The sequence below is a fragment of the Rheinheimera sp. MM224 genome (assembly GCF_947090785.1).
Lineage (GTDB): Bacteria > Pseudomonadota > Gammaproteobacteria > Enterobacterales > Alteromonadaceae > Pararheinheimera.
Map to the genome: position 1 here is coordinate 877,089 of NZ_OX352320.1, position 12,434 is coordinate 889,522.

A 12,434-nucleotide genomic window follows, 5' to 3' on the forward strand; every position below is an offset into this window, starting at 1 on the left:
ACAGCGCCAGAAGTACGAGCGCTGACTCATAACAAATAGAACAGGTAGGTTAGACGATGAAATCTTTTTCATTGCGCAGCGTGCTGCTGTGCTGCGGTTTAGCGACTCTGCTATTCACCACAGGCTGTCAGCGCCAGCAAGATCAGATCACCTTACGTATGGGCCATTCGTTGGATCAGGAGCATGTGGTTCACAAAGCTATGGTCTATATGGCAGAACGGCTGGAGCATTACTCCAAAGGCCAGATGCATATTCAGATTTACAGTGGTGGTCAGCTTGGCTCAGAGCGCGAACTGATTGAACTGCTGCAAATTGGCAGTCTGGCTTTGACCAAAGTCTCCGCCAGTCCGCTCGAAGGTTTTGTGCCTAAGATGCAGGTGTTTAGTGTGCCTTATGTGTTCAGAGACAGTGCACATTTATGGGCTGTGTTAAACGGTGCTATAGGGCAGGATTTACTCAACTCGATGCACAATGCCCGTTTACATGGTTTAGGGTATTACGATGCGGGCAGCCGCAGTTTTTACACCACAAACAAAGCTATACGTCAGCCTGCTGATTTAAAAGGCTTAAAGTTCCGGGTGCCAAATAGTCAGACTTCAGTACAAATGGTGCAAACCTTAGGTGGTGCTGCGACTCCTGTCGATTGGGGTGAACTCTATACAGCCTTGCAACAAGGTGTGGTGGATGGAGCTGAAAACAATCCGCCAAGCTTTTATCTATCCCGTCATTACGAGTTATCCAAATACTACAGTCTTGATGAGCATACCGCTGTGCCGGACGTGATTTTGATGAGCTTACCTGTCTGGAAAAGTCTGACGACAGAGCAGCAGGGCTGGCTCGAACTGGCGATGAAAGACTCAGTGCGTTACCAACGTGATTTGTGGCAACAGGCCAGTGACGATGCACTGGCCAAAGTAAAAGCTGCAGGGGTGGAAATTATTTATCCGGATAAAGCCGCTTTTGCCGCCGCTGTGCAGCCATTGCATCAATCTTTGCAGGGCACTGCAGTGGGCCAACTGATGGCTGAAATTGCTTTGGTTCAGGCTGAAACCGCAGGGGTGTCCAATGACTAAGCTAGTGTTGTTCGTCGATTGGGTGTTGAAGCGCAGCCTCATGCTGCTGATGGCCGCCATAGTGCTGGTGGTGTGCTGGCAGGTGTTGTCCCGTTTTGTGCTGACTAATCCCAGTTCAATGACCGAAGAAATCGCCCGTTGTTTATTACTCTGGATTGCCATGTTAGGTGCAGCTTATGCCTATCGCACCGGCCAGCATTTAGGTCTGGATATTGTCACCAGCAGGATGCCCCCTTTATGGCAACACCGTATTGCTTTTGTGCTGACTGCTGCTGTGGTGGTGTTTTCTTCCATAGTGATGGTCTGGGGCGGTGGTGAACTGGTGTGGTTAACCTTCGAGCTGAATCAAATGTCGGCAGCTTTAGGCATCCGTATGGCCTGGATCTATCTGGTCTTGCCTTTAGCAGGCGTGTTGATCGCTTTTTATGGTGTGTGTCAGCTGCGTTGTCTGGCGGCAAAAATTCAATTAGTCCCGGCAGAGGAGTCTGAATAATGGAATGGTCTGCACTTATTTTAATTACTGTATTTTTTGCGTTGTTGTTACTGAACGTGCCAATTTCCTTTTGTATTGGTTTAGCTACTTTATGCACTATGTTGCTGTCGATGGATTTATTGCCGGCTGTCACTACGCTGGCGCAACGTATGGCTGGTGGTTTAAATAGCTTTGCCTTGTTGGCCATTCCGTTTTTTGTGCTGTCAGGACTTCTGATGGGGCGGGGCGGTATTGCCAAACGTCTAATTGAAGCCGCTATGGCCCTGGTAGGAAGTTTGCCTGGTGGTCTGGCGCTGGTGAATGTGTTGTCTTGTATGTTATTTGGTGCTATCTCGGGTTCTGCGGTCGCAGCAACTTCGGCCATCGGCAGTTTTATGGTGCCGGAAATGAAAAAGCAGGGCTATGACGTCAATTACAGCGCAGCGGTAACAGCAGCAGCAGCGACCACAGGCATGCTGATCCCACCAAGCAATATTATGATTGTCTATGCCATCGCCAGCGGTGGTGTGTCTATTGCTGCTTTGTTTGTTGCAGGTTATTTACCTGGTATTTTGTTAGGTTTGGGATTGATGGTGGTTTGTGCCGGTTACGCCAAAATGAAAGGTTATCCATTGGCCGCCCGCCTGCCGTTGTCTTTAACCTTCAAAAAAATGGCGGCTGCTATTCCAAGTTTGCTGATGATTATTTTGGTGATAGGCGGCATTATCAGTGGGGCTTTTACCGCGACAGAGGCTGGTGCTATAGCTGTGGTCTATTCCTTTATTCTGGCGGTTTGTGTTTACCGTGAAGTCAAAGTCAAAGAGTTACCTGCAATACTGCTGAAATCTGCTGAAACTACCGCCATAGTGATGGCGTTGATTGCCACTTCTGCTGCTATGTCCTGGATTTTGTCCTATGAAAATATCCCACAAACTGTCAGTCAGGGTTTATTGACCTTAAGTGAAAACCCGCTGCTGATTTTGTTATTGATCAACATTATTTTGCTGATCGTCGGTGCATTTATGGATATGACACCTGCAGTGCTGATTTTCACACCTATCTTCTTGCCTGTAGCTGTGGAGCTGGGTATGAGCCCGTTGCATTTTGGCATTATGATGATTTTGAACTTGTCGATTGGATTAGTCTCACCACCTGTAGGTAGTGTGCTTTTTGTCGCTTGCGCTGTGGCCAAAACCAAGCTGGAGTCTTTGATCAAGCCGTTGTTACCTATGTATGCCGCCATGTTTGTGGTGCTGATGATGGTGACTTACATTCCGGCTATCAGTGAATTTTTGCCTAATTTGTTTGGGCTATAGGAGCTGTTATGACCAGTTATTTGATCCCAAATCTTGCCAATGCCTGCCGCATGATGGAGTTAGTGGCGGCATCAGGTTCTGGTTTAACTTTATCCCAGCTTGAGCAGCAATTGATGGTGCCGAGAACCAGCGCTTTTCGTATTTTACAGACGTTGTGTCAGCAACAAATGCTGTACAAAGAAGGTAAAAAGTATCGGGTGGGCAGCAGTTTGTACAAGATGGGGTTGGATTTATTGCAGCATCATCATTTGCACCAACTGGCTGTGCCTGTGCTGCATAAACTGACGATAAGTACAGGTCTCACCAGTCATCTGGCATTGCCGAGGCCAGATGGTGCTTTAATAGCTGAAGTCTGTGACAGCCCTAACCCGAGTCATTTGGCTGCACGGCCAGGTTTTTTGGCCGACTTACACTGTTCTGCCGGCGGCAAGGTGTTTTTAGCCTTTAACTACTTTGATCAATTGGCTAGTTTGCCTGGTTTGCAGCAAATGCCTGCCCGGACGCCACAAAGCATTACCGATCTGGCCTGCTTGCGGGTAGAATTGCAAAGTGTTTTAGGCCGTGGTTATGCAGTAGACGATCAGGAGTATCAGGCCAATGTGCGTTGTATTGCTGTGCCTATACGTAATGCTCAGGGGGCTGTGGTGGCTTCTGTTGGCGTGACCGGATTGACCAGTATTTTATGCAAACAACGTTTGCCTGAATTGGTTGCTGCCGTAAAACAAGCTGCGATTGAAATCAGTCTGGCGTGTTACAGGCCTGCTTTGCTGGCCAACGATAAATAATAGGAAAAGTGGATGATACAAAAAAGTTCGACCATTAATGATGTCGCCCGTCTGGCTGGTGTGTCGAAACGCACTGTGTCGCGGGTGATCAATGGCTCTTTGAGTGTGGGTGACAGCACCAGAGTCCGGGTTGAGAAAATCATCGCTGAACTGAATTATTCGCCAAACACTCAGGCCCGTGGTTTAGCATCCAGCCGATCTTATTTATTAGGCTTAATTTACGATAACCCGGATGCGTTGTATTTAGATGATGTACAGCGTGGGGTGCTGGAAATATGTTCTACTCTGGGCTATGAGCTGGTGGTGCATCCTTGTCGTTATCGCAGTGAAACTCTGGTGCAGGATTGCCTGAATTTTATCAACAGATCCAAGTTGGATGGTGTGATAGTGCTACCGCCTGTGTCTGAACTGGAGTCTTTGGCTGAAGCATTAAAAAATGCTGGACGGCCTTATGTACGACTTACCTCTGTTGCTATTGATGAACCTCAACATATAGTGGTTTCGGATGATCGTTCTGCCGCAGCTGAAATGGCGCGCTATTTTGCTCAGCTAGGTCATGAGGATATTGCATTTATCAGCGGTCCACAGCGCTATAAATCATCCACAGAGCGGATGGAAGGTTTTAAATTAGGTTTGTCGGCTTACGGTATAGCGCTGAAAGCTGAACGCATTATGGAAGGTAATAATACCTACGAAACCGGTATTGAGTGTGCCCGCAGTCTTTTAAGTCAAACTCCTTTACCTACAGCCATTTTCGCCAATAACGATCAGATGGCAGCTGGTGTGCTGAAAGTGGCGCATCAAATGGGCATTGCTATTCCAGAGCAACTGTCAGTTGCCGGTTTTGATGACAACTTACTGGCGTCCAGAGTGATACCTGCTCTAACCACTATCCGCCGTCCCGTTCGGCAAATGGCGCAGTTGGCGACCACTAAAATGATTATGGTGATTGAACAAAATGATAAAGCAGCGCAACAAGTCGCTGCGAAAGTTGCTCCAACTCTTGTGGTGCGCGAGTCTACAGCTCAAGCCGCTAAAGCTGCGGCATCCTAGCATCACAGCGTAATTTAGTTTTCCCGGTTCTAAAAATAGAGTATGGTAGTGTTATTAGAAAAAATGAAACCATCTGCTGACTGGGATGGCGCTGATGTTAAATTTTATCAAATCTATCAAATTATCCGGCAAAAAACGTATTGGTGTCGTGTTTACTGCACTTTTACTTCAGCTATTTTTAGTAATTCCTTTTTCTTCCTCTGCAGCAACTGCAGCTCTAACTGATTACTTCCGCGAAAGCTGGAGTACCCGTCAAGGGTTACCTCATAACACCATCAACAGCATTAGCCAAACTCCGGACGGTTATCTTTGGTTTGCAACCTGGGAAGGCGTAGCCCGCTACAACGGCCGTGAATTTAAAGTCTTTGGCCGTGAACAACAAACAGGCTTACCTGATTCTGGTATCAGAGCTTTGCATTTGGATCCGAAAGGGCGATTGTTATTAGGTGGATCTCGGGGGGGGATGGCGCTGTTGCAGGATCAACAATGGCGGCCCATAGATCCTGTATCTTCATTAGTCAATGAAGTGCGGGGGGACGAAAAAGGACAGCTTTGGGTGGGTACTGAGGGCGGCGGCTTGTTTTGCCTGCAAACCGATGGTTCCCGTCAGCAATGGACCCGACATGATGGCTTACCCAGCAACACTATCTACAGTCTGTTAGATGATAAACAAGGCGGGCTTTGGGTCGGAACAGCTGAAGGTTTGGCCTACTTATATGATGGCAAATTAGCTCCGGTAGCAAACAGCCCTAAATCGCCTGTTTTCGCTTTAGCTTTTTACAAAAATCAGTTGCATATGGCGACTGAGCGGGGCTTGTATCAGCAGCAAGATGAAGACTTTGTTTTAGTTCAGCCTGAATTACAGCAAACCGCCATTTCCAGATTATTGGTCGATCACCATGGTGATTTATGGATAGGCACTGTTGAGGAAGGTATTTTCCGCTTAAGTAATTACGGCTTAGAGCAGCTGACCGCTCAACACGGTATGCCGAACAATAGAGTGCTTACTATCTATGAAGACAACGAGCACAGTATCTGGCTTGGTACCAATGGTGGTTTATTCCGTTTACGAGACGCTCCTTTTGCGACCTTAAGCACAGAGCAAGGCCTGCCTGACAATTTTGTCCGTACTGTATTACAGCATTCAGACGGTAGTATCTGGATTGGTACTGCGCGCGGCATTGCGCGTTACCTGAATGGGAAGCTGCTGACAGAGCAAAACCTGCTGCCAGAACAATCAGTGTTGAGCCTGGCTGAAACAGCAACGGGTGATGTGCTGGTTGGCACTTACTCTTCTGGGGTCTTTCGGTACAGCGACGGTCAGCTGACAAAACTGCTGGACCGCAGTTCAGGTTTATTATCCAACGAAGTTCGGGCTATTTTGCCTTTGCAGGATGGATCTATCTGGTTGGGTACGGCACAAGGACTGAATCATTATCAGGCTCAACAGATGCAGAGTTACACCACACGTGAAGGCTTAACGGCTGACTTTGTGGTGGCTTTGCATAAGATTGGTGATGTGCTCTGGATAGGCACAGGCACAGGTGTAACTCGTCTGATTAAAGGAAAATTTGAGCCTTTGTCGTTGTCAGAGCTCGATCAAACTGAATATGCTTTTGATTTTTTCGAACAAGCTGAACAAAAACTGCTGTGGTTGGCTACAGATCGTGGTTTAGTGCGCTATCGGTTAGATACGGCTGAGCTTTCTCTGGTCGGCCGTAAGGCTGGTATTCCTTTTGATAAAATTTTTCAGGTGCAGGCCGATTTACATGGCAATCTTTGGTTGAGCAGTAATAGGGGCATTTTACGCATCAGTCAGAAAGATGCGAATGCAGTGGCTGATGGCACTGCAACCAGTATTGCGTATGAGCTTTATGGCGAAAGCGACGGTATGCTCAGTGCTCAGGCCAATGGCGGCTCAAACCCTGCCGCTATATTGGCCCAGGATGGTGCTTTATGGTTTGCGACAGCATCCGGTGTCAGCAGGGTTCAGCCTGATCGTTTGGCTGTGTTTGCTGAAGCAACACCTCCTGTGGTGTTAGAAGAGTTGCTGGTGAATGGTGTAGCGCAAAAAATCGATGACAGTATTGAGTTGCCGCCCGACAGCGACAGGGTGGAATTACATTTTGCAGGTTTAGGTTATGTGATGCCTGGCCGTATCCAGTACCGCAGTCAACTGATTGGATTTGATGCGAACTGGCTGGACAGAGGCCACCAGAACTTTGCTGAATATACCAATCTGGCGCCTGGTCGTTATGAGTTTCAGGTTCAGGCAGCTAATCCCAGTGGAAAATGGAGTAAAACTGCCAGAATAGAATTAATTAAACATCCGTACTGGTGGCAAACCCGAAACTTTCAATGGTTAAGTGCTTTATCTTCAATAGCTCTGGTGTTGTTATTGGTGTACTGGCGTATATCCAGCTTGCGTCACTCAGAACAGCGTTTAAAGCGTCAGGTGGCGGAAAAAACCGCGGAGCTGCAACAAAAAGCCAATAGCCTGCAAGCGGCAGATGAAGAGAAATCCACTTTGTTGGCTCAGCTACATCAGCAGACTTTAGCCCTGGCATTACAAGCCAGGCAGGATGGTTTAACTGGCCTTGCGAACCGCCGCGCTTTTGATGAAGTGTTAAGTAAAGAATTTATGCGTTCACAACGTTTAAAGCAGCCACTGGCTTTGGCTTTTATCGATGTAGATCATTTTAAAAAGATCAATGATACCTGGTCGCACAACGCCGGTGATTTGGCATTGGTGGCTATAGCTGAAAAAATTCGTCAGCATTCACGCTCAGTTGACTGCGCTGCCCGCTGGGGTGGTGAAGAATTTGCGTTGTTAATGCCCTCTACTAGTCTTGAACAAGCGCAGTTAGTTTGCGAACGCCTGCGTGAAGAAATCATGCTATTGGACTGGCTGGATATTGCAGATGGCATCAGTATTACCGTCAGTATTGGTATTGCTATCAGTGATGAATTAAATGATGCCAAGCAACTGCTGTTTTTAGCGGATCAGGCTTTGTATCAGGCCAAGCAACAAGGTCGCAACAGAGTCTGCGCTGCCTGAATTTCACAGCATTTAGAACCGCATTAATTTCAATAATGGAATCTTCTTTCCGAACTTCTCTGACCAGTTGCCATCGGTGGCAATATTTTATGTTAATCTATTGCTACCGGTGGCAAATGCGTTATTATGCTGTTTAAACAGGCATAAAGCAGACGAGTTCCAATAGCTTTGTGCAGATAAAACAAAGATGGAATAACGGATGCTAGAGCCTGATCTGAAAAAACGTTTTTTACTCAAAGCTGGTATCGCTACTGCGGCGTTGCAGCCTTTGCTTAGTTTTCAGGTAACGGCCGCTGATGCAAAAGCTGTAGATCCAATCTGGGCTGTTGCAGAACACATACTGCGGGATTTAAAACTTACTTCTTTTCCAGACCGCGATTTTGTCATCACTGCTTTTGGCGCTCAGAAAAACCAGCGCTGTGATCAAGCTATTTCAGAGGCTATAGCTGCTTGCCATCAGGCCGGTGGTGGCCGTGTTGTTGTGCCTGAAGGGGTCTGGTCTACTGGTCCAGTGCATTTAAAATCTAATGTAAATCTGCATCTGCAAAAAAACGCGGTTTTATCTTTTGTCACCGATCCACAAGCTTACCTACCCCTTGTTTTTACCCGCTGGGAAGGGGTGGAGCTGATGGGCTTTTCGCCGTTAATTTATGCTTATCAGCAGCAGAATATTGCGATAACAGGTGAAGGTATTCTGGAAGGTAATGCCAGTGGTGAAAACTGGTGGCCCTGGAAAGGAATATGGAAACATACGCCCTGGAAACTGGACCCGGCAACTGACCAAAAGCCAGGCCGTGATCAACTGTTTGCTATGGCTGAAGCTGGTGTGCCGGTTGAAAAGCGAATTCTGGACAATAACAGATTAAGGCCACCTTTTATTCAGCCATACCAGTGCGAGCGAGTGTTGATTGACGGTGTCACCATCCGTAATTCGCCGTTTTGGCTGATTAACCCTGTGCTTTGTAAAGACGTAGTGATCCGTGGTGTGAACTGTGTCAGCCATGGTCCAAATTCCGATGGCTGCGACCCTGAATCCTGTCAGCGTGTACTGATAGAACATTGCCTGTTTGATACAGGTGATGACTGCATCGCCTTAAAGTCTGGCCGCAATGCGGATGGCCGCCGTTTAGCAACACCTATACAGCAAGTGGTGATCCAGGATTGCCTGATGAAATCTGGTCACGGTGGTGTAGTGATAGGCAGTGAAATCTCTGGTGGTGCTAAACAAATATTTGCCCGCCGTTGTCGTATGAGTAGCCCTGATCTGGAACGGGGTTTACGTATTAAAACCAACTCAGTGCGAGGCGGTTTAATTGAACAAGTCGCAGTAGATGATATTGAGATTGGCGATGTCAAAGACGCTATTGTTATTAACTTCTACTACGAAGAAGGGGATACAGGTCAATTTTTACCACAAGTCAAAGATCTGAGTATCAGCAATTTCAGGGTGAAAAAGGCTCAGCGTGCTTTTGAAATTCGTGGTTTACCCCGAGCTGGCATCGGCGGTATCCGTATGACGGATGTCAGCTTTGAGCAAGCGAACTTAGGTGTATTAGAACATACAAGTGATTTTAAACTGGAAAATGTCAGTCTGAATGGGAAAGCCCTCACTACGGCTCTGTTAAAACAGAGCCACTAGTATTTTTTAAAATGAATTTTGCCACCGATAGACAAGCTATGTAGCAGGTTAAAAATGACAGAACAAACAAAAGGTTGTAGCCCACATATTGCCGATCCGGCCGCTATTCAGTTGAGCCTGTTACAAGTGCATCCACGCGACAATGTGCTGGTGGTATTGCAGCCTTTAGCTTCCGGTCAGGCTTTGATTGATCCCTGGCAAGAAGTGCAGGCAAAAGAGGATATTCAACCAGGCCATAAAGTGGCGTTGCAGCTGATTAAAAAAGGTGAAGCTGTGATCAAATATGGTTACGCCATAGGTGTTGCGCAGGACGATATTCCAGCTGGTAGCTGGGTGCATTCACATAATCTGAAAACCTTATTGTCTGATCAGATGGAGTACCAGTATCAGGGCTGTGCGGCTGACGATTTAGCCTTCCCAACCGAATTGCCTACCCATTTTATGGGTTATCGCCGTGCCAATGGCAGAGTAGGTACCCGCAACGAGCTGTGGATTTTAAATACTGTAGGTTGTGTGAATCGTGCGGCAATGAAAATAGCCGAAAAAGCTAATCAACAATTTGCTGGTTTAACAGACGGTGTTTTTGCGTACACCCATCCTTTTGGCTGTTCTCAGTTAGGTGATGATTTAAACCATACCCGCGCCGTATTGGCTGGCCTGATGCAAAACCCGAATGCCGGTGCTGTGCTGGTGCTGGGTTTAGGCTGCGAAAACAATCAACTGGCAGCTTTACTTAAAGCCTGCCCTGAACTGGATCAAAGCCGCTTACGCTCTTTTAATGCCCAGCAAGTGGAAGACGAACTAGAGCAAGGCTTGGAGGCTGCCGCAGAACTTATTCAACTGATGCAGCAAGATAAGCGCACAGCCTGTCCTGTATCCGATTTAGTGGTCGGCATGAAATGTGGTGGCTCCGACGGTTTAAGTGGTTTAACGGCGAATCCGCTGGTGGGCCGTATTGCCGATTTAGTCTGTGCTGCAGGCGGCAAAGTAGTACTGACCGAAACCCCGGAGATGTTTGGTGCCGAACAAGTGTTGATGAGCCGTGCTGTCAACGAAACCGTGTTTTCCGACATAGTCACTTTGGTCAACGACTTTAAACAATACTTTATCGATAACAAACAGCCAGTTTACGAAAACCCAAGCCCGGGTAATAAAGCAGGTGGTTTAACTACATTGGAAGAGAAATCCTTAGGCGCTATTCAAAAAGGTGGCTCGGCCAAAGTGACACAAGTGATCCCTTATGGCGCTTTAGTGCAGCAACAAGGTTTAACTTTACTGCAGGGCCCTGGCAATGACGCTGTGTCATCTACGGCTTTAGCGGCCAGTGGCGCGACCATGCTGCTGTTTACCACGGGGCGCGGCACGCCGCTGGGTTTTCCTGTGCCAACAGTAAAAATTTCGTCCAACAGCGATTTAGCCAAACGCAAACCGCAATGGATAGATTTTGATGCCGGTGCTTTGTTGCAACAAGGTCAGAATGCGCAGGATTTTTCCTACCAGTTTTTCCGCTACCTGATCGATATCGCCTCAGGCAAGCAGACCCAAAACGAATTATCAGACAACAAAGAGATCGCCATTTGGAAAAATGGCGTGACCCTGTAAGGAATCTATATGGCCAACTTTAAACCTTTAATACTTGATCAAGACAGATTATTTCCGGCCGATCCAACAGTTCGCGCCATAGCCAGACGTTTGTATGCCGGCATTAAAGACTTGCCTATTGTCAGCCCACATGGCCATACAGACCCAAGCTGGTTTGCCAGCAATGCCAATTTCGACAATGCCACCAGCTTACTGCTGCTACCGGATCATTATGTGTTCCGCATGCTGTACAGCCAGGGTATTTCGCTGGAATCTTTGGGTATTCGCACTAAAGACGGCACTCCGGTCGAAACGGATTACCGCAAAATTTTCCACACTTTTGCCCAAAATTATCATTTATTCCGTGGCACGCCTTCACGTATTTGGCTTGATAGCGTATTTCATGACGTCTTTGGTTTAGAGCATGCATTAAACAGCGATACCGCTGATTTGTACTACGACAGCATCAACGAGCAGTTGGTGAAACCTGAATTTAAGCCCCGTGCTTTGCTGGATAAATTTAATATCGAACTGATTGCCACCACCGAAGGCGCGGTGAATTCGCTAAAACACCATGCCGCATTAAAAGGCACTGGCTATGAAAAACGGGTGATCACCACCTTCAGACCAGACGATGTGATAGACGCCGACCGTGCTGATTTTCTGGCCAATATCAAAAAACTGGCCGAGCAAACAGGTCAGGACACACATAGCTGGCAAGGGTATTTACAGGCCCTGCGTATTCGTCGGCAGTTTTTCCGCGACCATGGCGCTACAGCCACAGATCACGGCCACCCTACAGCCAAAACAGCCAATTTATCAGAGCATGAAGCAAGCAGCCTGTTTCAGCTGTGTTTATCTGGTATAGCCAGTAAAGAGCAAACCGAGCTATTCCGAGGCCAAATGCTGACTGAAATGGCTGGGATGAGTATTGAAGATGGCATGACGATGCAAATTCACCCTGGCGCGTTTCGTAACCATAACCCGTCGATTTTTGAGCGTTTTGGTGCCGACAAAGGCGCTGATATTCCAAGCCCGACTGAATTTGTCAGCAACTTAAAACCTCTGCTGGACAAATACGGCAACAATGCCGCTTTGAAAATTATTCTGTTCACCCTGGATGAAACTACCTATGCCCGTGAACTGGCGCCTTTGGCTGGTCATTATCCGGCTTTAAAACTGGGTCCAGCCTGGTGGTTCCACGACAGCCCTGAAGGTATGTTGCGATTCCGTCATCAGGTCACTGAAACCGCAGGTTTTTACAACACAGTAGGCTTTAACGACGATACCCGGGCTTTCTTGTCTATTCCGGCCCGTCATGATGTGGCACGTCGTATTGATTGTCGCTTTTTAGCAGGTTTGGTGGCTGAACATCGCTTAAACGAAGACGAAGCGCATGAACTGGCGCAGCAGCTGACCTATCAGCTGGTGAAACAAGCCTATCAGCTGGATTAAAA

Annotated in this window: 9 protein-coding genes; all 9 read left to right on the forward strand. The window is 47.4% G+C overall.

Features of this window, described 5'->3' with window-relative positions; all coding sequences use genetic code 11:
• Window positions 1-56 precede the first annotated feature (56 nt).
• The 9 genes from OM978_RS04185 (at window position 57) to uxaC (ending at window position 12,432) form a co-directional block, all read left to right on the forward strand.
• Window positions 57-1,073 (forward strand): TRAP transporter substrate-binding protein, encoded by a 1,017-nt coding sequence (locus tag OM978_RS04185; RefSeq protein ID WP_264345660.1) that lies wholly within the window; start codon window positions 57-59, stop codon window positions 1,071-1,073.
• Complete coding sequence (locus tag OM978_RS04190; protein WP_264345661.1) at window positions 1,066-1,566, forward strand: TRAP transporter small permease; 501 nt, start codon at window positions 1,066-1,068, stop codon at window positions 1,564-1,566. Before OM978_RS04185 ends, OM978_RS04190 begins: the two co-directional genes overlap by 8 nt.
• On the forward strand, window positions 1,566-2,861 hold the full coding sequence (locus OM978_RS04195; RefSeq protein ID WP_264345662.1) for a TRAP transporter large permease: 1,296 nt from the start codon (window positions 1,566-1,568) through the stop codon (window positions 2,859-2,861). The genes OM978_RS04190 and OM978_RS04195 overlap by 1 nt, the downstream gene beginning before the upstream one ends.
• A gap of 8 nt (window positions 2,862-2,869) precedes the next feature.
• Window positions 2,870-3,646 carry an IclR family transcriptional regulator gene (locus OM978_RS04200; protein ID WP_264345663.1) on the forward strand — a complete coding sequence of 259 codons (777 nt, stop codon included), beginning with the start codon at window positions 2,870-2,872 and terminating at the stop codon, window positions 3,644-3,646.
• A gap of 12 nt (window positions 3,647-3,658) precedes the next feature.
• Window positions 3,659-4,699, forward strand: a complete 1,041-nt coding sequence (locus OM978_RS04205) for a LacI family DNA-binding transcriptional regulator (protein ID WP_264345664.1) — start codon at window positions 3,659-3,661, stop codon at window positions 4,697-4,699.
• Between the two features lie 94 nt (window positions 4,700-4,793).
• Window positions 4,794-7,757, forward strand: coding sequence for a ligand-binding sensor domain-containing diguanylate cyclase (locus OM978_RS04210; RefSeq protein ID WP_264345665.1), 2,964 nt, complete (start codon window positions 4,794-4,796; stop codon window positions 7,755-7,757).
• 199 nt (window positions 7,758-7,956) lie between these two features.
• Window positions 7,957-9,396 (forward strand): glycoside hydrolase family 28 protein, encoded by a 1,440-nt coding sequence (locus OM978_RS04215; RefSeq protein WP_264345666.1) that lies wholly within the window; start codon window positions 7,957-7,959, stop codon window positions 9,394-9,396.
• 54 nt (window positions 9,397-9,450) lie between these two features.
• A complete protein-coding gene (locus OM978_RS04220; RefSeq protein WP_264345667.1) occupies window positions 9,451-10,998 on the forward strand; it encodes a UxaA family hydrolase in 1,548 nt (515 codons plus the stop codon).
• Between the two features lie 9 nt (window positions 10,999-11,007).
• The gene (uxaC, locus tag OM978_RS04225; protein WP_264345668.1) at window positions 11,008-12,432 is read left to right on the forward strand and encodes a glucuronate isomerase; all 1,425 of its coding nucleotides are present in this window, start codon (window positions 11,008-11,010) and stop codon (window positions 12,430-12,432) included.
• Window positions 12,433-12,434: the final 2 nt, after the last annotated feature.

What these genes read in the sequence shown, in the direction of transcription:
- OM978_RS04185 (WP_264345660.1), top strand. Translation starts at nt 57, where the DNA reads ATGAAATCTTTTTCATTGCGCAGCGTGCTGCTGTGCTGCGGTTTAGCG.
- OM978_RS04190 (WP_264345661.1), top strand. Translation starts at nt 1,066, where the DNA reads ATGACTAAGCTAGTGTTGTTCGTCGATTGGGTGTTGAAGCGCAGCCTC.
- OM978_RS04195 (WP_264345662.1), top strand. Translation starts at nt 1,566, where the DNA reads ATGGAATGGTCTGCACTTATTTTAATTACTGTATTTTTTGCGTTGTTG.
- OM978_RS04200 (WP_264345663.1), top strand. Translation starts at nt 2,870, where the DNA reads ATGACCAGTTATTTGATCCCAAATCTTGCCAATGCCTGCCGCATGATG.
- OM978_RS04205 (WP_264345664.1), top strand. Translation starts at nt 3,659, where the DNA reads ATGATACAAAAAAGTTCGACCATTAATGATGTCGCCCGTCTGGCTGGT.
- OM978_RS04210 (WP_264345665.1), top strand. Translation starts at nt 4,794, where the DNA reads ATGTTAAATTTTATCAAATCTATCAAATTATCCGGCAAAAAACGTATT.
- OM978_RS04215 (WP_264345666.1), top strand. Translation starts at nt 7,957, where the DNA reads ATGCTAGAGCCTGATCTGAAAAAACGTTTTTTACTCAAAGCTGGTATC.
- OM978_RS04220 (WP_264345667.1), top strand. Translation starts at nt 9,451, where the DNA reads ATGACAGAACAAACAAAAGGTTGTAGCCCACATATTGCCGATCCGGCC.
- uxaC (WP_264345668.1), top strand. Translation starts at nt 11,008, where the DNA reads ATGGCCAACTTTAAACCTTTAATACTTGATCAAGACAGATTATTTCCG.